Origin of the sequence: Kineosporia rhizophila (assembly GCF_021277265.1) — a bacterium.
In the GTDB taxonomy this organism is placed as follows: Bacteria; Actinomycetota; Actinomycetes; order Actinomycetales; family Kineosporiaceae; genus Kineosporia; species Kineosporia rhizophila.
The window spans coordinates 1-23,085 of sequence record NZ_JAJSOH010000019.1 but is presented as its reverse complement, the minus strand read 5'-3'; the positions used below and the strand labels follow the sequence as shown (position 1 = coordinate 23,085).

Here is a 23,085-nt window from a genome sequence, read left to right as displayed (position 1 = left end):
CTTCGTTCTGATGCAACACCTTCGCGCCGGACGGTAGTGGTGCGGCCGGCGCCGTCGTATTCGATCATGGATGCATGACACGACCCGGTCTGCCCTTCCGTATCGTGCGTTCCAGTTCGCGGCTCGGCTGGACCGCGGTCCGACTGGACGAGTACGAGGACCCTTTCGTCGCGGAGCCTTTCGCCACGCGGTCGCCGTCCCTGACGCTGGTTCGGGTGTCCAGTGGCCGCTATCGCATCGCCAGCCGGAACGGGCGCCGCTGGACCAGTGACGACTACCGGCCGGGGTCCATCGGGATCACCGCCCCCGGTAAGGAGAACGTCCTGCGCTGGCAGGCCACCGCCCCGGCCCGGATGCGCTCGCAGCACCTGCACCTGGCTCCGTCGCTGGTCCCGGCCGGCGTCACCTTCCCTGATGCGCTGACCTTGGACGACGCCTACGTACAAGCTTCGCTGCAGACTCTGGTGTCCGCTCTGGACGACGAGGCCCCGGCGGTCTATGCAGACTCCGTCGCGGCTGCTCTGGCGGCGCACGTGGTGTACCGCGTGGCACCCACCTCGCTTCCCCGGGTCAGGCCGGGCCGGGCAGTGCTCAGCGCCGGGGAGGTGGACCTGGTCGTGGAGTTCATGCACGCGCACCTGGCTGATGACATCTCCTTGGAGCAGCTGGCCGAACTGCTGGGGCTGAGCAAGTTCCACTTCCTGCGGGTGTTCCGAGGCGCCACCGGACACACGCCGGCCCGTTACCTGGGCAGACTGCGACTGCGGCAGGGGGCCCGGCTCCTTCGCAGCTCCGACCGGCCGGTGGCGGCAATTGCCGCCTCGTGCGGCTACCGCAGCCCGGGGCAGTTCGCAGCGGCCTTTCGCCGGGAGTACGGCTGCACCCCCAGGGCGTACCGGGCCCGGCCCGGGCGGTAGCGCAATAGCGGGCGATAACGGAGCAAGAACGGGATGTTGGGCCGTTCCCGGCTTGCGGGAGAAGGGCGTTCGCACTGTGCTCGGGAACTCCAGGAACCGCGGAGATCTTCGAGGAGTGATGGGCGGATGCAGAATCGGGTTGCGATCGTCACCGGCGGGTCCGGCGGGATCGGGCAATCGGTGTCGGAGCGTCTGGCCGCCGACGGGATGAGCGTGCTGGTCGCCTATTCGGGTGGGCCGGAACGGGCTGACGAAGTGGTCAGGTCGATCACGGACAAGGGTGGCTCGGCGGTCGCCGCCCGGGCCGACGTGGCCCGGCCGGACGAGGTGGGCTCGCTCTTCGACACGGCCGAGGCCGAGTTCGGCGGAGTGGACGTGGTGGTGAACACCGCCGGGATCATGTTGTTGTCACCACTGGCGGAGCTGTCCCTGGAGGATCTGGACCGCACGTACCAGGTCAACGTGCGTGGCACGTTCGTGGTGAGTCAGGCTGCGGTGAAACGGCTCCGGCCGGGTGGGGCGCTGATCAACTTCTCCTCTTCGGTGGTGAAGCTCGCCCTGCCCACGTACTCGGTCTACGTGGCCAGCAAGGCAGCGGTGGACGGCATCACCCGGATCCTCGCCCAGGAAGTGCGGGGTCGTGACATCACGGTGAACGCGGTCGCCCCCGGGCCCACGGCCACCCCGCTCTTCCTGAACGGCAAGCCGCAGGAGGTGGTCGACCGGATGGCCGCTCAACCGCCGCTGGAGCGGCTGGGCGAGCCGGCCGACATCGCCGAGGCCGTCTCGTTCCTGGCCGGCCCGGCGCGGTGGGTCAACGGACAGGTCGTCTACGTGAACGGAGGCATTGCCTGATGGGCGTCGTCATCGTGACCGGGGCCTCGAGCGGGTTCGGGGCCATGACTGCCCAGGAACTGCTCAAGACCGGGCACACCGTCTACGCCGGCATGCGTGACGTGGCCGGCCGTAACGCAGCCGCTGCGGCCGACTTCGAGAAGCTGTCCGAGAACGCGGTCACGGTCGAGATGGATGTGTCGTCACAGGAGTCGGTGGATGCGGCGGTGGCGCGGGTCGTGTCCGAGGCAGGGCGGATCGACGTGGTGGTGCACAATGCCGGCCACATGACCCTGGGTCCGGCCGAGGCCTTCACCGTCGAGCAGGTGGCCTCGATCTACGACACCAACGTGCTGTCCACCCATCGCCTGAACCGGGCTGTCCTGCCGGTGCTGCGTGCGCAACGTGACGGGCTGCTGGTCTGGGTCGGATCGTCCAGTGCCCGGGGTGGCACACCTCCTTATCTGGGCCCCTACTTCGCGGCCAAGGCGGCGGAGGACGCGCTGGCGGTGAGCATGGCGGCCGAGGTGTCGCGCTTCGGGATCGATTCGGTGATCGTGGTGCCGGGCTCGTTCACCTCGGGCACCAACCACTACGCGCACGCGGCCCAGCCGGACGACGGTGAGGTCCGGGCGGCCTACGAGGCGGAGTACGGCGACGACATCCAGACGCTGCTGCAGCGCCAGGCGCAGCAGTCGCCGGCCGACGCCGATCCGGGCGAGGTGGCCCGGGAGATCGCGCGGGTGGTCGCGCTTCCCAAGGGCTCGCGGCCGTTCCGGCTGTACATCGATCCGGCCCAGGACGGGGCCGAGGAGGTGTTCCGGATCGGGGACCGGGTGCGGCGCGACTTCTACCGCAACCTCGGCTTCGCAGACCTGCTGAAACCCGTGTAGTTGCGGCCGGCCCGGGTGCGCCCTGGAGCACCCGGGCCGAATCAGAGCGGCTGTTCCTGCCGTGGCGTCATCGTGCGGGCCCAGGACTCCTCGACGTCGGCCAGATTCAGCATCACCGTGACGTTCTCGAGCATGCCGGCCCCCAGCCACTGGCGTACGGCCTCGTCGTCACCCAGCAGATCGCGGGCCAGGGTCACCTGCCTGGCGTAGCAGGACCGCACGGCCTCGGCGATCAGGGGTTCCTCGGCCGCGCAGTTGGCGTGCATGAGAAAACGCATCACGTCACGGTTCTGGATGAGTTCGCGGTAGCCCGAGCGGGCCGCCTGCATGGCGGCCTGCGGTGTCCGGGGCCCGTCCTCGGCCCCGGTACTGAGGGCGGCCGTGATCAGGTCGGAGACGTGCAGGACGGCGCCGGCGAACAATGTCGCCTTGTCCGCGAACAGCCGGTAGATGTACGGCTGGGAGATGCCGGCCCGCTCGGCGATCTCCGCTGTGGTGGTGCCGTAGAACCCTTTACGGGCGAAGCAGGTCACGGCCGCTTGCAGGACGACCTGTCGTCGTTGGTCGCTCTTGTCGCTGGAGCCAGGGGCGGGCATGGCTGCAGTCAATCACGGCCGGGCTCGGGTCCGGTCAGCCGCTACGGGCGGGTGCTCTACACGGCGGGCTGGTCGGCGGGGGTGAGGGCCTCGATCGCCACCAGCGGGTTCCAGTAATCGACGAAGCGGGTGATCCGCCCCTCGCCGTCGGTGCGGACCACGGCCACGACGGTCTGCTCGTAGGGCTTGCCGGTGGGGATCGCGGTGCCGGTGGAGCGGAACTCGGCGATCGCGGTGTGCGGGTCGGTCAGGTCGTGGAAGACCAGATCGACGAAGCGCACGTCGAAGGTCTGCGGGAACGAGCGCATGTGCTCCAGCAGGGCCTGACGGCCCTGGACCCGGGTGGGGACGCCGGTGGGCGCGAAGGGGAACTCGATGACGCCTTCGGGGGTGTACAGCTCGACCCACTCGTCGATCTGGCCGGCCGAGACCAGCCGGAGGTGCTCGGACAGGGCGTGCTGGGCGGGGGAGGGCTGAGTGGTAGGGGACATCGACTGCTCCTGTGTTTGTGACTGACCAATAACAAACGTACGTCAGGAGTGGTCGCCGGGCAAGCGAGGCGCCGCCGGCGTCCCGTAGGTTCGGCTCATGGACGAACGGGATGCCGCGATCCTCACCGAACTGCAGAAGGAGGCCCGACTGACCAACCGCCAACTGGCCTCCCGCGTGGGCCTGGCGCCCTCCAGCACCCTCGTGCGCACCCGGGCCCTGGAGCAGTCGGGTGTCCTGGCCGGCTACCACGCACGCGTCGACCTGAACCGGATCGGCCGGGGCGTCCAGGCCATGATCGGGTTCCAGATCCGGCCGCTCAGCCGGGAGGTGATCCAGAACTTCAAGGCGTTCGCCCTGCAGCAGCCCGAGGTGCTGGCCGTCTACGTGGTGGCCGGTGGTGACGACTTCCTGATGCACGTGGCCGTGCCCAGCGTGGACGCCATGCACACCATGCTCGTCGACCGGTTCAGTGCGCGCCGGGAGGTCATCACCTTCCGCACCTCACTGGTCTACGAGCACACCGCGAACCATGCCGTGCAGCCGGCCCAGCTGGACGACAGCGATTGATCGCCCACCCGGGCATCGAGCCGAACAAAGTTCGGCGAAGGCCGTCCGGGATACCGTGTTCACGAATGTTGTTCAGCGGAACGGGTAAAGCCGCTGTGCGGACCTACTTTCACGGCTGTGTCTACTTCGGCTGAACACCAGCAGTCATCACAGGAACACGCCGCGACCGGTACACCCCAGCTCGGGCTCCTGGCTGGAACCGCTCTCTGCACCGGGGCTGTGCTGGGACCCGGGGTGATGGTGCTGCCGGCGCTGGCCGCCGGCGCAGCCGGCCCCGCCTCGCTCGTGGCCTGGATCCTGATGCTGCTCTTCAGCGTGCCCATAGCCAGTACGTTCGCCGCCCTGGGAGCGCGGCATCCCGACAGCGGCGGGGTGGCCACGTTCGTCACCCGGGCGTTCGGGCCCCGCTGGGCCGTTCCGGTCGGCTGGTGGTTCTTCGCAGCCGTACCCGTCGGGGTGCTGTCCGGTGCCCTGGTGGGAGGGGAGTACCTGGCGGCGTCCCTCGGCGGCGGGCCAGCCGTGGCGCGGTCGATCGCGATAGCCATCCTGGCAACCGCATTCGCCACCAACTACGCGGGACTGCGCCTGTCGGGCCGGGTCCAACTCCTCCTGGTCGTCGCCCTGGCCGTCCTCCTGCTGCTCACGGTCGTCGTCGCTGCACCCGCCGGCCGCTCGGCGCACTTCACCCCGTTCGCACCACACGGCTGGGCGGCCGTCGGAACCGCCGCTGCCGTCCTGTTCTTCGCCTTCTCCGGCTGGGAGGCAGCCAGTCACCTGTCGGCCGAGTTCCGCGACCCACGACGGCAACTGCCGCTCGCCACCGGACTCACCCTGGCTCTGGTTAGCGTGCTCTACCTGTCCTTGGCCGTCCTGACCATTGCGGTGCTGGGAAACACGGCCGCCACCACGTCGGTCCCACTGAGTCTTCTGCTGGAGGTGGCTTTCGGGCCGGCCGGGCATACCATCGCAGCCGGCGCAGCAGTCGTCCTCAGTTTCGTCGCCGTGAACACCTACCTGGCCGGCGGTGCACGCCTGGGGGCGGCGCTGGGGCGTGACGGCGGAATGCCCCGGGCCCTGGCCAAAGGTGGCGGCGTGGGCGACGTACCCCGGCGCAGCCTGAGCGCTCAGCTCCTGTTCTGCCTCATCGCGGTACTGGTCACCACCGTCATGAAGATCGAGCTGGACACTCTCATGCGGACCACGTCTGCCTGCCTGGCCGCTGTCTCCTGCGCCGGAATGGCGGCGGCTCTGCGCCTGCTGCCCTCCCGCACTCTCACCTGGTACGGCGCCCTGGCGGGGATCACCTTCACAGCGGTCGTTCTGCTGTTCTGCGGGGTCCTGCTGCTGATTCCGCTCGTGCTGGGGGCCTGTGCACTCCTGTGGCCGGGTTCTGACGTAACCGGCCGCGCCGGTAGGTGAGCCGGTCGCCGTCCGTCCTCACAAACGTCCTCAATCAGCCACTGGAGTCGTCGAAGCGCAACTGGGCAGTGATCCGGTAGCGGTCGCCGCGGTAGATCGAGCGCGTGTACTCCACCGTGCGCGCCTCGGCGTCTTTCGTGGTGCGCGCGAACAGCAGGGCCGGGGCGTGCACCGGAACCCCCAGCAGGGCCGACTCGTTCACGTCGGTCACCGTGGCCTCGGTGGTCTGGACCGCGGTGGCGACGTGGACGTCGAAACGCTCGCGCAGCACCTGGTACAGCGAGCCGGCCTCGAAGTCCGCCGGGGCTATGCCCGGGACCAGCCCGGCCGGCAGAGCGATGTGCTCGATCGCCATCGGCTCGTCGTCGGTGATCCGTAGCCGCAGCACGGTCAGGACCTCGGTGGCGGGCGAGATGTGCAGCCGGGCGCCCAGTCTCGGCCCGGCCGGGGCGATCTGGAACTGCTCGACGCGGCTCAGCCAGGCGCCGTCGGCCGGTGGGACCGCGAACCCGGACGACCCGTCCAGGCCCGCCAGTGGCTGCGACACCGGCCGGGCCGTGGTGAAGGTACCCCGGCCGGGATGCCTCACCAGCAGGCCGTCGCGGGCCAGCTCCTCGATGGCCGCGCGCAGGGTGGGCCGGGAGACGCCGAACTGCTCGCTGAGGTCGCGCTCGGACGGGATGAGTGCCCCCGAGGGGTTGTCCTCGATCAGCTGGCGCAGCTGGTCGCGGACCCAGATCCGTTTCATCCCCACCTCCTGGGACCCATCATGCCGTACCTGACCAGTGGTCAACTCATCACTCCAGCTCAGGAAAAGTAAGGGCTCTTGACATTTACCAGTGGTTAGCTCACCGTTTGAGTGGTTCGTCCGATTCGCCGGGCGCATCCGGCCCGGCTCAGAGCACGATCCCTGCCCCCTGAAGGAGATCTGTGATGACTGGAAGTGCCTGGAGAAGAACCAGATTCGGCGCGGCCGCGATGGGTGCGGCGCTGCTGGCCGGTGGTGTGCTGACCGCCGTGATCGGTGGTGGCGGCGCCGCCAACGCGGCCGCCAGCACCTGCGGTGTCCTGTTCGACGACTTCAGCTACGCCTCCTCGACCGACGCGAAGTTCACCGGCAACGGCTGGGTGGCCCGCAGCAACGCGGGCGGTCCGGGAGTACCCGGCGCCACCTGGAAGGCCTCGAACATCACCTTCCCGACCGTCGACGGGCAGAAGGTGGCCCAGTTGGAGAGCAGCACCGACGGCACCGCGGCCGGCACTGTGCAGTCCGAGTTCCTCACCGCCGAGCGCAGATTCAAGGAGGGCACGTACGCGGCGCGGATCAAGTTCCACGACGCCCCGGTCTCCGGCCCGGACGGCGATCACGTCAACGAGACGTTCTTCGCCATCGGCCCGGCCCAGACCCAGACCTTCGACCCGCTGTACTCCGAACTCGACTTCTCCGAGTACCTGCCCAACGGCGGCTGGGGCGAACAGGGGCCGATCAACTACCAGACCAGCTGGAACGGCTACCAGGACGACCCCTGGGTGGCCCGCAACGCCCACGACCAGCAGCGCACCAGCATCGCCGGATGGCACGACATCATGGCCACGGTGTCCGGCGAGCACGTGAAGTACTACATCGACGGCACGCTGGTGGGTGACCAGTCCTACGACGACGCGACCGGCACCTACCCGGTCTGGCCGCGGGCGTCGATGTCGGTGAACTTCAACCTGTGGTTCATCGACACGGCCGCTCACACCGGCGGGAACAGCGTCTACCAGGAGCAGGTGGACTGGTTCTTCCACAGCAAGGACACGGTGCTCACGCCCGCCCAGGTGGCCTCGGCGACCGCCGGCTACCGCAGCGGCGGCAAGACCTTCGAGGACACGCTGGGCACCGGGACCTGCTCGAACCCGCCGACCACCCCGCCGGTCACGCCCCCGGTCACTCCGTCCGCCACACCGACGGTGACCCCGACCACCCCCGGCACCCCGGCCAACTGCACCTCGGCCCGGGCCTGGGCCTGGTCGCAGGTGTACCTGTCGGGTGACCGGGTCAAGCACAACGGGCACCTGTGGCAGGCGAACTGGTGGACCCAGGGCTCCGAGCCCGGCCTGACCGCGCAGTGGCGAGACCTCGGCCCCTGCTGATTGTTTCGTTTCGCTGAGGCACTGCCCCAGAATTCTGGGGCAGTGCCTCAGTTGCGCGCTGATCAGTCCGGGAGCGGAACCAGACGTTCCAGGAGCCGCTCAGCCGCGTGGCCGTCTTCCAGGTAACAGAACTTCTGCTGGAACCGCTCGTACGCCTCGCCGTACTGCTTGCGCATCCGGTCCAGGTCGCTCAGCTGCTTGATCAGCTCGTCCTGGGTGCTGACCATCGGGCCGGGCGGGTCGAGGGACAGGTCGAAGTAGAAACCCCGTACCTCGGCCGCGTAGCGCTCCAGGTCGTAGGCGTACAGGGCGAGCGGCTTACCGGTCACCGCGAAATCGAACATGGCGGAGGAGTAGTCGGTGACCATCACGTCGGCCGCCAGGTACAGCTCGGCGATGTCCGGGTAGCTGGTCACATCGATCCAGCCCTGCTGCGCCCCGGCCAGCCCGCCCAGGATCTTGCCGTGCAGCCGGACCAGGAACACGCAGTCGAGCGCCTCGGCCACCTGCCCGTCCAGCGCCACCCCGACCGAGGCGTCCGCCCCGTTCTCGAAATAGGTGTCGTCACGCCAGGTCGGCGCGTAAAGCACGGCCAGGCGCCCCTCTTCGATACCCAGCGCACGCCGTACCCGCGTACGGATCGTCTCCGCATCCGGCGACAACAACACGTCATTTCGCGGGTATCCGGTCTCCAGCACCGTGCCCTCCCACCGGAAGGCCCGCCGCAGCATCTCGGTGCTGTAGGCGTTGGGGGAGAGCAGCACGTCCCAGCGGTCCACGTCGAGCGACAGCCAGTCCAGCAGGCCGTCCGGGGCCAGCAGCACGTCATGGTGCACCCGTTTCAGCGGGGTGCCGTGCCAGGTCTGCACATAGGTGGCGCCGGGCTTCTTGGTCCACTCCAGTTCGATGTGGACGTCGGAGACCACCAGGTCGGCCGACTCCAGCACCTCGATCGCGGCGGGGGAGTCGATGGCCACCGTGTTCGTGCCGGCGGGGAAACCGCCTTCTCGCCCCGGGTCGGCCAGCCACGTGTGCTCGTGGGATTCGCCCCGGCGCAGCAGCGCCTCGTAGATCGCCTTGGGGTTGTCCGAGTAACGGCCGTACCAGCTGTTGTAGACGATCCTCAAAAGTGTCCTCTCTGAATGACACCAACAAATGGCGTCCCTAGAGAGTAAGTCGTCCTTTTCGGAATGTCGGCAGTGCGCCGATCAGGCCGAGGCCGCGAGCAGGACTTCCGCGGTGGCGCGGGCGTCCTCGGCGGCCGAGGGGCCGGCACCGGACTGGGCGGCCAGGTTGGCCCCGTCATAGAGCTGGACCAGCTGATTGACCAGCCGTTCCGGATTCCGGTAGCCGCCCTGCTGCACCGGCACGGTGAACAGTTCGTGCAGCCAGGCGCGGAACTTCCGGATGCCCAGTTCCTCGGTACTCCCGGGCTGGACGACCCCGGTGTGGTGGAACACGCAGCCGGCGTACCCCGGATCGGCGAAGATCTCGCCCAGCGCCTCGAACACCGCCAGGATCCGGGCGTGCGGATCGCTCTCCTGCGCCGCGCGCGCGTCGATCGCGGTCACCCACCGGTCGTGCTGGCGCAGCAGGAACTCGCGGACCAGATCGTCCTTGCCGCTGAAGTTGTAGTACAGCGAGCCCTTGGCCACGCCGGACTCCTCGAGGATCCGGTCGATGCCGACCGCGTGGATGCCCTCGTAGTAGAAGAGCCGGTCGGCCGTCTCGAGCAGGCGCTCACGGGCTGAGCGTCTGCCCGGACCGGCCGCCGATGTCATGTCTGCATCCTATGTTCAGTCCGGAAGCCGGGGCTCCACGGCACTGAGGCCACCGTCCACCGGGATGGTGGCCCCGGTCACGAACGCGCTGTCCGGGCCGGCCAGGAAGGCGATCACCCGGCTGATGTCCTCGGCCTGGGCGATGCGCCGCAGCGGGGTCACCGGGATGTAGCCCTGGTAGAACTCGGCCGGGACGCTGGTCAGGACCGGGCCCGGAGCGACGGCGTTGACCCGCACGCCGGCGGGCCCGTACTCGGCAGCCCAGGCCCGGGTCAACGACTCCACCGCGGCCTTGGTGGCGCCGTAGACCGCGTTGTAGTCGCCCGAGATCCTGGCAGCCCCGCTGCTGACGTTGATCACGCTGCCGCTGCCCCGCTCGGCCATCTTCGGCGCAAGGGCATTGGTCAGAACGAAGACCGCCCGCAGGTTGCCCTCCAGCATGGCGTCGTACTGCTCGCCGGTGATGGTGGCGCTGGGGCCGAAACTGCCCAGCCCGGCGTTGTTCACCAGCACGTCCACCTCCCCGGCCTGCTCGGCCAGCCGGACCACGTCGTCGCGGTTCGTCAGATCGGCGGCGACGAAGCGGGCCGAACCGCCGTCGGCCTGGATCTTCTGCACCACCTCGGCCCCACGCTGGGCGTCGCGGCCGGTCACCACGACGTCGGCCCCTCGCGCGGCCAGCGCGTAGGCCGTGGCCCGGCCGATGCCCGTGGTGGAACCGGTGATCAGGGCGGTCTTGCCGGTCAGTTCGCTCATGACACCACTCCTCGTTTAGACAGGTCTGTCTAAGGACGAGTATTAGACGGACCTGTCTAAAAGGCAAAGTGGGCTGCGTTACACGCCTCATGGGCACGCAACGGGTCGCCCCGATCGCCGAGGTGACCCCCGCTGACGCCAGGGCAATGGTGGCGACCTGACGAACCTCGGGCGCCGTCGCCTCATGCAAGACCCAGCCTTGGCCACGCCGCTGATGTCAATCCTCTGGGCCGCCAATGGTTTCCCTCCCGAGCAGCCACAGGGCGGCAGCGCCTGGGCGTCGCCGAATGTCGGTCTGGCAGGCTGGTGCTGTGGACTTCTGGTGGCCCGGCGCCGCACGCCCGGCCCGGGCGATAGCCCTCGTCGGCGCTGTCGCCCTGATGTACGGCACCCTCGTGCACCTCGCCCAGTTGGCTGCTGGAGGTTGGGACCCCTACCCGTCACTGCCGAACTGGCTGGCGGTCTACTTCGTCTCCCTGACCGTGCTGGATCCCCTTGCCGCCGTCCTGCTGTTGCGGCAGCGAAAGGTCGGTCTCGTGCTGGGCTGCGCCGTCCTGGTGAGCGACTCGGCAGCCAACGGCTACGCCAACTACATCCTGGACAGCTCCCCAGGCATCACCACGGGCCGCATCGGCCATGCCGTGGTCACCGTTCTGGCCGTGACCTTCACAGCAGCAGCCACGCAGCTCTGGTCAGCTGCGCGAAGCCAACCGCATGGACGGAAGGCCTCGTGGCTGCGCTGACACCGCTGGCGAGGCAGGCGGCCGCTGCGCCGATTGCCAGCGCCGGTCACACGGAAGAAGGGTTAAGTGGTCGGGGGATCCGCTGCTGAGTCGAACAAGGCCCAACCGTCCAGCTCGTAAGGTCCGGCAGATTCGCTCGTCCAACCGCGGTCCAGGGCAGCATCGAGCAGCGCGCGGACGGCACCCGGTTGGTTCAGATTCAGCCCTCGCCCGTCTGCGTGCTGGACCGCGCCCACGTGAAGCAGGCCGTCGGCGACGTAGTGGTCCTAGCCGGTAGTGAAGACGACCAGCAAATACCCCGGCGAGCCGTCTCGGCGCAGCCGCACCACCTCGCGGCAAGGGTCGTGCCGGTGACTCAAGGTCCAGAAGAAGCGGGTGCTGCCAACCACCAGCACCCGGGTCCTGCGCCGACCCACGTCAGGATGACGGAGTCGGGACGAACGCGTCCCTTGTTCCGCCCGCGCTCTCCACCGCCGAGGTAGTTCGGCACACTGCCTGCAAGGACAGGAGCGGGTGCCTCACTTGTCCTCGAAATTGCGGAAGACACCCTGACCGTCGACCGCGGCGGCGTACTCCCAGAGGTCCATGTTCGCGACGGACAGGTTGGCTGTGATCGCCCCAATGCCGGGTGCGGTGGACCGGAAAACCCCGCCTCGCTGGGGCCACCCGTTCTCCCAGCCGCGACCTCCGGCGGCGGTCTCCTCGTCCCACTGGCCCAGTCTGCGGAGGGATGCTTCCCACTCCTCGTCGCTCTCCTCCAGGCTGACCACCAGTAACAGACGGTCGGGCGTGGTCATCGTCACCGAGTCGGCGAGCACCACGATCGTGTGCGGGTAGTCTGCCGGGGCCATGCTCAGGAACTGTTCCGGGCCGAGCCCGTCGTAGGCCGGGTCGTCGATGATCTCGACGTAGATCGCGAACTCTTCGCCCCACTTCTGGGCCAGGTCCGCCTGAACTGCGGCCCACGCTGACGGGTCGGAGAAGTCGGTGCGGATCACCAGGTGATCCTCGGTCATGGGCAGCGTGGGCATCGGTCGCTCCGGTCTTGGGCATCATTCGCCACGAAGAGGAAAAGTACTCCAGTGCCTCCGTTACGGTCCGGGCCGTGGGGCGGGGCGCCCGTTCGATCTGGAAATCAATCGATCCCCGTGCGTCGTGCCTCCCAAACGTCGTAAGGCGCCTTGAGGAGAGTGCCGCCGCCGATTACCCAGGCCACGTACTGCGGCGCTCCATCAGTGAATGCCACGACGACGCCTGCCAGGGCGAGCGCAACAGCGTCATACGTAAGGGTCTTGGCTACCGGTGACATGGCTGGATCATGCCGCACGGTTTGTCCCGATCGGTGAATCAAGGTGCTTTCCGGTTGAGCACCGTTCCCACGTCAGAACCGGAGCAGATGTCGCGCATCACGCCGGGCGCGGCCACGTCGAACACGTGCATGCGCAGGTTCTGCTCGTTGGCCAGGACCATGGCACTGGTGTCCATGACCCGCAGACCGGCCTGCAGTGCCTCGTCGTAGGTCAGCCGCGCGTACCGCTGAGCACCAGGATTCGTCTTCGGGTCGCTGTCGTACACGCCGTCCACCCCGTGCTTGGCGACCAGAAGTGCGTCTACCTCCAGCTCCAAAGATCGCTGGACCGCTGGATAGTCGGTGGTGACGTACGGCTGGCCGATGCCCCCGCCCAGCACCACGATGGCGTTGTGCGCCAGATGGCGCTGAGCACGCAATCGGATGAACGGTTCAGCCACGCTATGGATCGGCACGGCCGTCATGACCCGGACGTCAGCCTCGGTCCTGGCCGTCAGCGCGCCGCGCATCATCAGCGCATTCATCATCGTGCCGAGCATCCCGATGTTGTCGGCCTCGGCTCGCCCGATGCCCCAGCCCTCGGCCATCCGACCCCGGAAGAAGTTTCCGCCTCCGACCACGACGGCGATCTGCACCCCAAGGTCATGAACGGACAGGATTTCCTGAGCCAGATTGGCCAGGCTGACGGGGTCTACACCGGTCCCCGCATCACCGGCGAGGGCTTCCCCGCTCAGCTTCACCAACACTCTGCGGTATCGGGCCATGAGATGCGACTTCCTCCCTGGCCACCCAGACGGCGACCAGACAGACCCTACTAAACCCGGGGCCACCCGTCGCCTAGCACGCCCACTTACCCTCTGAGCTCATCCGACGCCCTGGACCACCGCGCGGACCGTCTCGCGCAGCCACCGGTGAGCCGGATCCTGCTCGTGGCGGCGGTGCCAGAACTGGAACAGCGAAACCGGGGGCAGGGGCAGCGGCAGGGGACGGGTCGCCAGGCCGAGCATGTCGGTGACGGGCCCGGTCAGGTGCCGCGGTACCACGGCGAGCAGGTTGCTGCGCGAGACCAGATGCAGCACGGACGTACTCGTCGGCCCGGCCACCAGTACCGTCCGGGTCAGGCCGGCCTCCTCGAGTGCGTCGTCGACCGGATCGCGTAGCCGCCCCCGGCGCGAAACGGTGGCGTGCTCCGCGGCGGCGAAGCGCTCCAGGGTGAGATCGCCCTGAGTAAGGGGGTTCCCGTCCCGCATGACTACCACCAACTCGTCGCGGCCCAGCAGTTCGGACTCCAGGTCGGCCAGCGCAGGCACCGAACCCCCGGCATGCAGATCGATCTCGCCCTGCCGGACGTCGCCGGTGTCGGTGGCGGGTTCGGCCAGGAACCGCAGCCGCACCCCGGGCGCTTGCGCGTGGACCCGGGCGGTCAGGTCTGCGGCATAGGCGGTGATCACGGCGTCGTGCCAGCGCAGGGTGAAGGTCCGGGCCAGCCCCGCGAGTTCGAGCTCCGCCTCGGGGGACAGCACCGCGCGGGACTGCCGCAACAACTCGGTGACCTGCGAGCGCATCGCCAGCGCGCGCGGGGTGAGCACCATCTCGCGCCCGGCCCGCACCAGCAGTTCGTCGCCGGTCGTGCGGCGCAGCCGGGCCAGTGTGCGGCTCATGCCCGGCACCGAAACCTGGAGCCGCTGCGCGGCACCGGTCACGCTTGCCTCGCTCAGCAGGGCATCGAGGGCGGTCAGCAGGTTCAGGTCCACGCCGCATAGTTAACACCAGTGGTAAGGACTTCTTAGCGAGGTTGTCATTGCTGACAACTCTTGATCGCTTCTAGCTTGGGAGCACACCACCTAAGGAGATAGCAACCAATGAACGTCAACCTCTTGGACCAGGTCCGCACCGCCGTCGAAACCACCGGCCGCCACCTGGCCGACGCCTTCACCGGCCAGCACGACCTCACCACCTGGGACGAGGTCGTGGCCGCCATTGCAGCCGCCGACCAGCGCTCGCTGAGCGTCCTGCGCCCGCTGCTCGAGCAGGCCCGCCCGCAGGCCGGATGGGTGGAGGACGAACTGGAGGAGGGCCCGCTGCCGGACGGCGAGTGGTGGCTGACCGACCCGGTCGAGGGCGCCATCAACTACGTGCACGGCATCGACGAGTGGGCCGTCACCGCCACCCTGGTGCGCGACAACCAGCCTGTTCTCACCGTCGTGCACCTGCCGCTGGCACAGGTCACCTACACGGCCGTGGCCGGCGAGGGTGCCTACCTCAACGGTAGGAAGCTGACCGTCTCGGGCAAGAGCGAACTGCGGGGAGCCTTCGTCGCCACCGGCCAGGCCAGCCCCCGGGAGACCGCGGAAACCTGGGAGAAGATCGGCCGCTCGCTGACCGCCATGATGGGCGTCTCCGGCGTCACCCGCGCCTCGGTGCCGCCCACCCTCCTGCTGGTTCAGCTCGCGGCGGGCCGGCTGGATGTGTTCTGGCAGCACAGCTCCGTCCGGTCCGGTCTGCTGGCCGGGGCGCTGCTGGTGGCCGAGGCCGGCGGCACGGTGAGCGATCTGGACGGCCGGGCGTGGAGCCTGGACAGCACCGGGTTCCTGGCCTCGACCCCGAAGATCCACGCCGAGGCCGTCGCCACCCTCTCCCGGCTGGGCTGAGGCATGCGCATCGCAGTCCTGGCCGCGAACGGCCGCACCGGGAGAGAGCTCGTGGCCCAGGCAGGCGCCCGCGGCCATCAGGTCGTGGCCGTCTCCCGTCGCCCCGACCCCGAGGATCCGGCCTCGGTCGGCGCCGACGCCACCGACCCGATCGCCCTGGAGAAGGCCCTCCAAGGAGTGGACGTGGTGGTCTCGGCGGTGGGTCTGGTCGCCGGCAGCCCACCCGACCTCCTGACCAAGGTGGCCACTGCCCTGATCGCTGCCACCAATCGTCCTTCAATTTGGCTTGGCAGTTTCGGGATCGGCGCCTCGGCGATCAAGGCCAACCGGCCCTCCCGCGCCGTGGTGAAGCTGGCTCTCGGGAGAGAGATCCCGGACAAGGTGAACGCTGAGCGGATCATTCTGGATGCTGGGGGCACCGTCGTGCACGCGGGGCCACTCACGGGTGGCCCCGTCAGCCGGAGTCTCCGGGTGGTTCCGTTAGATCAAATTGAAGGACGCGTGTGGTTCCGTCCCAATTCCCGCGCCACCGTCGCGGTGGCCATGTTGGATGCGACCGAGCCGCACTGGCCCGGTGCCGGGGGCGTCGCGGTGATCCGCTGAGGTGATCCGAGCCCGCCGGGCGCCGGAACGGGATGAATGAATTTCAGAAGATCCGACTCGGTGGGGGCCCGAATTCAGGCCCCCACCGGGCGATGCTGGGGTTTCGTACCAGCTCAGAGAGGGTGAGCCGGACTCCTGCGGGTAACGCTTTCCCGGACGTGGCCGAGCGGTTGCACTCCGTCGTTGACACGGGTGAAACGCCTCAGCAACCTGCTCGTAGCGCTTGTCGCTCGCACAACAGCAAGCGTCACCCGGTACCGCCGAACGGAAGTCAGGACGCGGTCATTCGCCGTTGCGGTGGTTCGAGCCATCAGGAGAATCGTATGAACAGGTTCAAGCAGGGCGTGAAACATTTGCGCCCGCAACGCGTACTGGCCGCCACAGCGGCCGTGGCAGTGGCCGGCGCAGGAATGTCGCTCGTATCCATGGGGACGGCCGCCGCCGCCCCCGGGTGCTCGGTCGCGTACACGGCGAACTCCTGGGGCAGCGGATTCACCGCCAGCATCGACATCACCAACTCCGGTGACCCGATCACCAGCTGGGCGCTGGAGTTCGACTACGCCGGCAACCAGGCGGCCGGCTCGGCCTGGGGCGGGACGCTGACCCAGACCGGCAAGCACGTGAAGATCGTCAACGCGGCCTGGAACGGCAGCCTGGCCTCGGGCGCCAAGACGAACGTCGGCTTCAACGGCACCTATTCGGGAACCAACACCAAGCCCACCGACTTCACCCTGAACGGCGTCGCCTGTAACGGCGGCACCACGAACCCCACGCCGACCACCACGGTCTCCGCGACCGTCGAACCGACCGTCGAACCCACGGTCGAGCCGACGGTGGAGCCCACCCAGCAGCCGGGCGAGCACCTCGACAACCCCTTCGTGGGTGCGAAGTGGTACGTGAACCCGGACTGGTCGGCCAAGGCCGCCGCCGAGCCGGGCGGCAGTGCGGTCGCGAACCAGCCGACCGCCGTCTGGCTCGACACCATCGCCGCGATCAACGCCCCGGCCGGTTCCGGCTACACCACCAGTCTGCGCAAGCACCTGGACAACGCCCTGGCCCAGAACGCGACCCTGGCCCAGTTCGTGATCTACAACCTGCCCGGCCGGGACTGCGCGGCCCTGGCCTCCAACGGTGAGCTCGGCCCGACGGAGATCGACCGCTACAAGAGCGACTACATCGACCCGATCGCCGCGATCCAGGCCGACCCGAAGTACAAGTCGATCCGGATCGTCAACATCGTCGAGATCGACTCGCTGCCGAACCTGGTCACGAACGCCGGCAGCTCCGCCGGTTCCACCCAGGCCTGCCGGGACATGCTGGCCAACGGCAACTACGGCACCGGCATCGCCTACGCCCTCTCGAAACTGCGGGCCGCAGGCTCGAACACCTACAACTACATCGACGCCGCGCACCACGGCTGGCTGGGCTGGGACAGCAACTTCGCCCCGGCGGCCAAGTTGTTCGCCGACACCGCGAAGAAGGCCACCGGCGGAGTCAACACGGTGGACGGCTTCATCACCAACACCGCCAACTACTCGGCCCTCAGTGAGCCGTTCGTCAAGATCAACACCAGTGTGAACGGCACCAGCGTGCGGCAGTCGAAGTGGCTGGACTGGAACCAGTACACCGACGAGCTGACCTTCGCCCAGGCCTTCCGTAACCAGCTGGTCTCGGCCGGTTTCAACTCCAACATCGGGATGCTGATCGACACCTCCCGCAACGGCTGGGGCGGCTCGGCCCGGCCGACCGCGGCCAGCACCTCGACCGACCTGAACACCTTCGTCGACGCCTCCCGCATCGACCGGCGCATCCACGCCGGTAACTGGTGCAACCAGAGCGGTGCCGGTCTGGGCGAACGGCCCAAGGCGGCCCCGGCCAGCGGGATCGACGCCTACACCTGGGTCAAGCCTCCGGGTGAGTCCGACGGCTCCAGCTCGCTGGTGCCGACCGGTCCGAACAACCCGGGCGGCAAGGGCTTCGACCGGATGTGCGACCCGACCTACACCGGTAACGACCGCAACGGCAACAGCCTGAGCGGTGCCCTGCCCAACGCTCCGGTCTCCGGAGCCTGGTTCTCGGCCCAGTTCCGGCAGCTCCTGGCCAACGCCTGGCCGGCGCTGTAATCACGGAAAGAAACCCCGCCTCGACCGGAAGCTCGGTCGAGGCGGGGTTTTCGTGTGTCCGGTGCGGTTCAGGTGGAAGAGCGGATGACCAGTTCGGTGTCGAGGATCTGGTCGTCGGCCGGGCCGGAACCGGAAACTACCTGTTCGAAGAGCAATTCGGCGGCCAGGGCCCCGAGCCGCTCGACCGGCTGACGAACCGTGGTCAGCGGTGGATCGGCGAAAACGGCTGCTGTCACATCATCGAAGCCGATCACCGCGACGTCCCCCGGGATCTGCCGGCCGGCCTGGTGCAGGGCCGTCATGGCGCCCATGGCCATTGGGTCCGATGCGGCGAAGACAGCGTCCAGGCCGGGAGCCTGATCGAGCAGCAGCCGCATGGCGTTCATGCCGCCCCGGGGAGTGAAGTCCCCGGCCGCGACCAGCGGCAGCCGACCCGCTGCAGCCAGGGCCTCGAGGTAGCCGTTGAGCCGGTCCCGGGCGGCCGGGAGGTCGGAAGGCCCGGCGATCATGGCAATCCGTCTGCGGGTCCTCAGCAACAACTCGACCGCGGCCCGGGCCCCGCCGCGGTTGTCCACGTCGACGAAGGGCAGCTGCACCTCCTTGACCGGACGCCCCGCCGCGCGGATCGGCAACCGGGTTCCGGCCAGGGTCAGGGCGAGCGGATGCCGGCCGTGCACGGAGACCAGCAGGACCCCGTCCGAACCCCCGCCGAGCAGGTGCTTTTCCGTCGACGCGAAGACCGGGCCCGGCGCTGAGATCAGCGGCAGCGGAACCCCGCGCCCGGACAGGAAAGTCTCCGCCCCACTGACGAAACGCACGAAGAAGGGGTCGTTGAACAGCCGGGTGGTGGGCTCGCAGATCACCGCTGAGATGACCGGCGGGTGCCGGCTGTCGCCGGGACGCTCACCACGGCGCAGGTATCCCAGGCGCGAGGCCGCCGCATACACCTGCTGCCGCGTCAGGGCGCTCACCTGTGCCGAACCAGTCAGTACCCGAGAGACCGTGGCCGGAGAAACGCCCGCTTCCGCGGCAACTCTCGCCATAGTCACGTTCTTGGCCGTTGTCGTCTCCTTTGACGACCTGCATGGAAGTCATGCAGGTTGGGCAAGCAATACGCGAATGGTTCCACGGCCTCCGGGCATCGGCAAGACATGGTTGCTCACTGAATGTTGCTACGGGCTAACAAAATTCAGTCAGAAATTTCTCGGCGTCCGGGGCAACCTTTTGCGGTCGCCGAACGACCGTCACGGTAGGGGCATCGCGTGCGTCTTGCTCAGGTCGCCCAACCGGTCCGGATCAACTCCCTGAGGCCGGTCCGGGAGGACTTGTGGGCCATGAGGGCGCTCGAGACCCAGAGGGCAGCAGCAGGTCCCGGCCCGGGTCTGAGGGCGGGCCTTGCCTTCGCGCTGAGCTGCCCGGAGGACTCGTGGGTTGTGGCGATGTACCCCTGGCAGGTGAGCGACGGCGGCGATATCTGCTCGCTGATCGCCACTCGCAGTGGACTGAAGGCCGTCTCACCCGAGGTCCTCAACATCTGGGCCGGTGCGGCCGCGGTTGAGAAGGGTGCCGAGAGCGACGTCATCATCCTGGCCGTAACCGGCACGCGGCAGACCCGGGCGCCAAGTCCAGTATCCCTGGTCGGATCGCCACCCCGGTGTCGAGGGAGCTCAGCTCGGGGATCGGTCTGGCCGGGCCTTACGGATGGCTGGGGAAAGGGGCTAGAGAGCCCGCTGCGGAGCGTGACAGCGCTGCGGTGGTTGGTATGAACCACTGTGTCGCATACGTAACTTGCCGCTGTGAACAAGCGGCCTTGCGGCGGACCGGACTACCACACTGGCCTAGACTCAGGCTGCGGTGCCACACAGACCGGGCGCCGGCCAAATGTTGAAGAGCGCTCGGAAGGGATGCAGTCGATGACCATGTCGCACGCCGCCAGCGGCGGACCGCTCATACCGTTTCCCGAGCTGTCTCTGCCTGCTCTCCGGCAAGCGGTCGCAACCCTGGTCCCCTCCCGCCTGCCTGAGTTCTTCGAGAACATGCAGGCGGCCTTTGTTCGGGCCGGCGAGGAGGACAGTGTGGTTCCGATCCGCATGTTCTATCGCCAGTGGGGCGTCGTGATCGAAATCGAGCGAAACCCTGACACTGCTGCTCGGCTTCATGCTGCCGAACACGCGATCGACGACCCGGACCCGGAGATCCGCGCTCAGGCCATCAGGGAGGCGGGGGAGATCGTCCGGGCTGCTCACCGTGTGGTAGCCGGTGGCTGACTGGCATTGGGACTGCGACCCGAAAGACCTCCTCGACGACCTTGAAGACGCCGTGCGCCACGAAGTGGAACGGCTCGTCGGTGAGATCGCCGTTCGCGACTCGATGGTTTACCAGGACGGCGCCGCTTACACCGGTACGGGCCCAGGTTTACAAATCGAGAGCCGGGGCCGTCTGATGCTCACCTACCTCACTGACATCCGTGGGGAGCGGATCATCATCATTCAAATCACCTGGCTGAGTTGACGCTGCGTGGATGCGCCGTGCTGTCGTCCTCAGACAGGTCCTAGCGAACGACCCCCCAAGCCATCAGTAAATTCTTGAGAGTCAGACCAGACTTCTGCCTCGCGTAGGTTCCCGAGCAGTCCTGGCCGCGTCGGGCATCACGTCAGGAGATCCTGCGTGGCCTGGCCGGAGGCGGGGATGTCCAGCGTGGACGTGACCCCTGGTCCTGCTCGGCATACACAGCACCTCCGGCGGGAGCGTTCTCGAGGACCGGCCGGTACAGCTCCTCCGCCCTCGACGTTCCGTCCAAGCGGCGCCTTCCGATTTCACGGCCGGCAGGTCGGGACCAGGTCCGCCGACAGGAACCGTCAGTGCCCCGCCGCCGTGTCGATACCGACCAGGCTCAGGACCTGGTGGGCGACCGTGCCGGGACTGCTCACCACCTGCACCGCGACTCCGGCCTTCCCGGCCTGTTCCAGGCGCCGCCGAAGGGCGTGGATGGCGGCGCTGGACAGCACGGTCACCTGTTGCAGGTCCACCACCAACGGCACCACGCCGGGCACGATGTTCAGTGCCAGCTGCGCATCCAGTTCCGGCACACAGGCCGCATCGACCGGTCCGAGCACGGTCATGATGGCCTGCTCGTCGCGGTGCTGGGTGTAGGTGTCGAAGAGGCCCGGCACCGGCCGGGGGGACTGGGCGGTGGAGCCGTGGGAGTCCTTCCAGGGCGTGAAAGTGACCGTGACCGTGGTGCCGTCCGGTGAGTGGTCGACCTGTACCTGGTCGGCGAAGTCTTGGGCGATGGCCAGTCCCAGACCCCGGCCGGGGACGGGATGACCGCCCCGGGGCACCCAGGAGCCCTCATCACGGATGATCAGCGTGATGGTCCCGAGCTCGTCGAGGTGGGCCCGGACGGTGACCGCGCCCCCACCGTCGGGGCGGGGGTAGCCGTCGGTGGAGGCCCCCGAGTCGCCGTAGGCATGTTCGACGACGTTCTCCAGCAGCTCACCGAGGATCTCGTCGAGCTGGTTCACGGCGTGCTCGGCAGCGCGGTCGGTGCCCAGCCAGCCCCGCAGCTGCGCGCGTACCGCCGGGATACCGGCCCGGTTCAGCTGGGTGTGCACGTGCAGGTCGGGCAGCACGTCGGTGGGCTGGATGGCCAGCAGCGTGATGTCGTCGACCGAGCCGGTGGCGCGGGTCAGCCGTTCCAGCGTCTGCGCAGTGACGCGATCGACGGCCGAGGGCAGGGTGAACACCGGCATCAGGTCATCGGCAGCGGCCGCAGCCGCAGTCTGGGACAGCTCCACAGTGCCGGTGGTGGCGGGCACGCCCGGGCGTTCGACGATGCCGTCGGTGTACAGCAGCACCAGTTCTCCAGGGCCCAGCGTGCTGCTCAGGACGCCGCGCACGATGGCGTTGCCGTGGGCGTCCTGGACGGTGTGGCTCAGGGGTGGGGCGCCGCTGGGGTCCAGGAAGCGAGCGCCCCCTCGGCCGTCGAGGACCAGCGGAGGAGGATGGCCCGCGGCACAGTACGTCACGGTGCGCTCACCCGGTTCCAGCACGAGCACACACACCGTCGCCGAGCGGGCCGCCGGCACGACGCGGGTGAACCGGTCGAGCGCTTCGACCGTCTGGGCCGGGCCGACCCCGGCGTTCAGGCGCTCCAGGGCGACCGCGCGGAGCTGGGCCATCACCGCCGCAGCCGCGACCCCGTGCCCGACCACGTCCCCGACGACCGCGGCCACCTGCCCGTCCGGGCGGGGTAGCACGTCGAACCAGTCCCCACCGGCGGCCTGCTCGGTGCCGCCGACGACGTAGCTGGCCGCGACCTGCACGGCCGGCAGCACGGGCAACCGCGTCGGCAGCAGTGCGTGCTGCACCTCCGCGATCACGTCGGTGGCGCGCCGGTAGCGTCGGCCCAGCTCCAGAGCTGCGGCGGCGTCGGCCTTCTCTCGGCGCACGGCGACGGTGACGTCGCGCCCGGCGCCGAGGACACCCACGATCTGACCGTGCCGGTCCCGGAACGGGCTCACCTCGAAGTCCAGGACAATCTCCTGCTGGTGCCCGTTCGGTGTCACCACCCCGATCCGCATCCGATGGAACACAGCCTGCTCGCCGGCGTAGGCGCGGTCGAAGATCTCGATGATTCCCTGCGCCTCGCTGCCGCCCAGGTAGTCGACAGCGCGCATACCTGTGGGATTGAACCCGTCCAGGATGCTCAGGAACTCCCTGTTGAGAGCCGCGACCCGGTGCTCAGGACCTTCGTAGACAATGACGTACCACGGCAGCTGATGCATGGCTGCTGAGCGCACCCGATCACTGCCGACCCCCTCCTCGAACGGCAACTCCGATTCGCGCAGACCGTCCCCACCCTTGTCCCCACCGGCATCGATCACCCGTGGTTCCAGTTCACGGCAGGGCAACCGGTGACCGAGAACCCGGGCGCCGGGGCAACCCGTCGCCGGAGCAGTGCCGCGTCGCTGCCGGTTGGCGTTGGCCTGCTGCTCAGGGTGGCCGGGCTGATCGAGGCCGAATGCGGTAGCTGGTTCAGCATCGTGATACCTGACTGTGGTGGACCTCGGAGGCGCGAGCTGGACCCGCCCGTCTATCTGCCGAAAATAGCGGGTCCGGGCCACCCTCGCCCTTTGGTTCGGACCTGCGCGACACCGGTGTCACCGTGATCCTGGCCGCGCACCCGAACCGCACAGGATCGCCTGGTTCGGTCGCCCGAGCCGAGCCGAGCCGAGCCGAGCCGAGCCGAGCCGAGCCGAGCCG

Annotated in this window: 23 protein-coding genes; 12 read left to right on the top strand and 11 right to left on the bottom strand. The window is 68.5% G+C overall.

All coding sequences use genetic code 11. The annotated features are described in order from the left end of the window. The first annotated feature begins 74 nt into the window (after window positions 1-74). From LWF15_RS23900 to LWF15_RS23890, 3 genes are all read left to right on the top strand, one after another. Complete coding sequence (locus LWF15_RS23900; RefSeq protein ID WP_232813151.1) at window positions 75-917, top strand: helix-turn-helix domain-containing protein; 843 nt, start codon at window positions 75-77, stop codon at window positions 915-917. 126 nt (window positions 918-1,043) lie between these two features. After that, the gene (locus LWF15_RS23895; RefSeq protein WP_232813150.1) at window positions 1,044-1,772 is read left to right on the top strand and encodes an SDR family oxidoreductase; all 729 of its coding nucleotides are present in this window, start codon (window positions 1,044-1,046) and stop codon (window positions 1,770-1,772) included. Beyond that, entirely contained in the window at window positions 1,769-2,644 is an 876-nt protein-coding gene (locus LWF15_RS23890) for an SDR family oxidoreductase (RefSeq protein WP_408623919.1), read from the top strand. The genes LWF15_RS23895 and LWF15_RS23890 overlap by 4 nt, the downstream gene beginning before the upstream one ends. 41 nt (window positions 2,645-2,685) lie before the next feature. On the opposite strand, the gene LWF15_RS23885 is transcribed toward LWF15_RS23890, so the two are convergent. Both LWF15_RS23885 and LWF15_RS23880 read right to left on the bottom strand, forming a co-directional pair. Beyond that, on the bottom strand, window positions 2,686-3,240 hold the full coding sequence (locus LWF15_RS23885; RefSeq protein WP_232813148.1) for a TetR/AcrR family transcriptional regulator: 555 nt from the start codon (window positions 3,238-3,240) through the stop codon (window positions 2,686-2,688). A 56-nt stretch (window positions 3,241-3,296) separates the two neighbouring features. Continuing rightward, window positions 3,297-3,731 (bottom strand): nuclear transport factor 2 family protein, encoded by a 435-nt coding sequence (locus LWF15_RS23880; protein WP_232813147.1) that lies wholly within the window; start codon window positions 3,729-3,731, stop codon window positions 3,297-3,299. A gap of 97 nt (window positions 3,732-3,828) precedes the next feature. Here LWF15_RS23880 and LWF15_RS23875 point away from each other — a divergent pair, with 97 nt between their 5' ends. Together LWF15_RS23875 and LWF15_RS23870 are read left to right on the top strand one after the other, a co-directional pair. Continuing rightward, on the top strand, window positions 3,829-4,299 hold the full coding sequence (locus tag LWF15_RS23875) for an Lrp/AsnC family transcriptional regulator (RefSeq protein ID WP_232813146.1): 471 nt from the start codon (window positions 3,829-3,831) through the stop codon (window positions 4,297-4,299). 117 nt (window positions 4,300-4,416) lie between these two features. Then, entirely contained in the window at window positions 4,417-5,718 is a 1,302-nt protein-coding gene (locus tag LWF15_RS23870; RefSeq protein ID WP_232813145.1) for an APC family permease, read from the top strand. Window positions 5,719-5,752: 34 nt separating this feature from the next. Here LWF15_RS23870 and LWF15_RS23865 read toward each other — a convergent pair whose 3' ends face one another. Continuing rightward, entirely contained in the window at window positions 5,753-6,466 is a 714-nt protein-coding gene (locus LWF15_RS23865) for a GntR family transcriptional regulator (protein WP_232813144.1), read from the bottom strand. Window positions 6,467-6,651: 185 nt separating this feature from the next. Between LWF15_RS23865 and LWF15_RS23860 the strand changes: the two genes are divergently transcribed. Then, a complete protein-coding gene (locus LWF15_RS23860; protein ID WP_232813143.1) occupies window positions 6,652-7,854 on the top strand; it encodes a carbohydrate-binding protein in 1,203 nt (400 codons plus the stop codon). A 62-nt stretch (window positions 7,855-7,916) separates the two neighbouring features. On the opposite strand, the gene LWF15_RS23855 is transcribed toward LWF15_RS23860, so the two are convergent. The 3 genes from LWF15_RS23855 to LWF15_RS23845 form a co-directional block, all read right to left on the bottom strand. Next, on the bottom strand, window positions 7,917-8,981 hold the full coding sequence (locus LWF15_RS23855) for a CDP-glycerol glycerophosphotransferase family protein (protein ID WP_232813142.1): 1,065 nt from the start codon (window positions 8,979-8,981) through the stop codon (window positions 7,917-7,919). Window positions 8,982-9,062: 81 nt separating this feature from the next. Next, entirely contained in the window at window positions 9,063-9,635 is a 573-nt protein-coding gene (locus tag LWF15_RS23850; protein ID WP_232813141.1) for a TetR/AcrR family transcriptional regulator, read from the bottom strand. Between the two features lie 15 nt (window positions 9,636-9,650). Beyond that, on the bottom strand, window positions 9,651-10,391 hold the full coding sequence (locus LWF15_RS23845) for an SDR family NAD(P)-dependent oxidoreductase (protein WP_232813140.1): 741 nt from the start codon (window positions 10,389-10,391) through the stop codon (window positions 9,651-9,653). Window positions 10,392-10,702: 311 nt separating this feature from the next. On the opposite strand from LWF15_RS23845, the gene LWF15_RS23840 reads away from it, so the two are divergent. Further along, a complete protein-coding gene (locus tag LWF15_RS23840) occupies window positions 10,703-11,134 on the top strand; it encodes a hypothetical protein (protein ID WP_232813139.1) in 432 nt (143 codons plus the stop codon). A gap of 518 nt (window positions 11,135-11,652) precedes the next feature. On the opposite strand, the gene LWF15_RS23835 is transcribed toward LWF15_RS23840, so the two are convergent. The 3 genes from LWF15_RS23835 to LWF15_RS23825 form a co-directional block, all read right to left on the bottom strand. Next, window positions 11,653-12,165, bottom strand: a complete 513-nt coding sequence (locus LWF15_RS23835) for a DUF6924 domain-containing protein (protein ID WP_232813138.1) — start codon at window positions 12,163-12,165, stop codon at window positions 11,653-11,655. 316 nt (window positions 12,166-12,481) lie between these two features. Further along, complete coding sequence (pyrH, locus tag LWF15_RS23830; RefSeq protein ID WP_285627452.1) at window positions 12,482-13,207, bottom strand: UMP kinase; 726 nt, start codon at window positions 13,205-13,207, stop codon at window positions 12,482-12,484. A gap of 99 nt (window positions 13,208-13,306) precedes the next feature. After that, window positions 13,307-14,197: a LysR family transcriptional regulator gene (locus LWF15_RS23825; RefSeq protein WP_232813137.1), complete on the bottom strand. Its 891-nt coding sequence runs from the start codon at window positions 14,195-14,197 to the stop codon at window positions 13,307-13,309. 108 nt (window positions 14,198-14,305) lie between these two features. On the opposite strand from LWF15_RS23825, the gene LWF15_RS23820 reads away from it, so the two are divergent. The 3 genes from LWF15_RS23820 (at window position 14,306) to LWF15_RS23810 (ending at window position 17,820) form a co-directional block, all read left to right on the top strand. Next, a complete protein-coding gene (locus LWF15_RS23820; protein WP_232813136.1) occupies window positions 14,306-15,094 on the top strand; it encodes an inositol monophosphatase family protein in 789 nt (262 codons plus the stop codon). 3 nt (window positions 15,095-15,097) lie between these two features. After that, window positions 15,098-15,697, top strand: coding sequence for an NAD(P)-dependent oxidoreductase (locus tag LWF15_RS23815; RefSeq protein WP_232813135.1), 600 nt, complete (start codon window positions 15,098-15,100; stop codon window positions 15,695-15,697). Between the two features lie 323 nt (window positions 15,698-16,020). Then, window positions 16,021-17,820 carry a glycoside hydrolase family 6 protein gene (locus tag LWF15_RS23810; protein ID WP_269810742.1) on the top strand — a complete coding sequence of 600 codons (1,800 nt, stop codon included), beginning with the start codon at window positions 16,021-16,023 and terminating at the stop codon, window positions 17,818-17,820. A 68-nt stretch (window positions 17,821-17,888) separates the two neighbouring features. Here the strand turns inward: LWF15_RS23810 and LWF15_RS23805 are convergent, their stop codons facing one another. Further along, on the bottom strand, window positions 17,889-18,863 hold the full coding sequence (locus LWF15_RS23805) for a LacI family DNA-binding transcriptional regulator (protein WP_269810741.1): 975 nt from the start codon (window positions 18,861-18,863) through the stop codon (window positions 17,889-17,891). An 870-nt stretch (window positions 18,864-19,733) separates the two neighbouring features. Here LWF15_RS23805 and LWF15_RS23800 point away from each other — a divergent pair. Beyond that, window positions 19,734-20,087 carry an endonuclease V gene (locus tag LWF15_RS23800; protein ID WP_232813133.1) on the top strand — a complete coding sequence of 118 codons (354 nt, stop codon included), beginning with the start codon at window positions 19,734-19,736 and terminating at the stop codon, window positions 20,085-20,087. Next, window positions 20,080-20,331, top strand: coding sequence for a hypothetical protein (locus tag LWF15_RS23795; RefSeq protein WP_232813132.1), 252 nt, complete (start codon window positions 20,080-20,082; stop codon window positions 20,329-20,331). Before LWF15_RS23800 ends, LWF15_RS23795 begins: the two co-directional genes overlap by 8 nt. Before the next feature lie 347 nt (window positions 20,332-20,678). Here the strand turns inward: LWF15_RS23795 and LWF15_RS23790 are convergent, their stop codons facing one another. Beyond that, a complete protein-coding gene (locus tag LWF15_RS23790) occupies window positions 20,679-22,706 on the bottom strand; it encodes a SpoIIE family protein phosphatase (RefSeq protein ID WP_232813131.1) in 2,028 nt (675 codons plus the stop codon). Window positions 22,707-23,085: the final 379 nt, after the last annotated feature.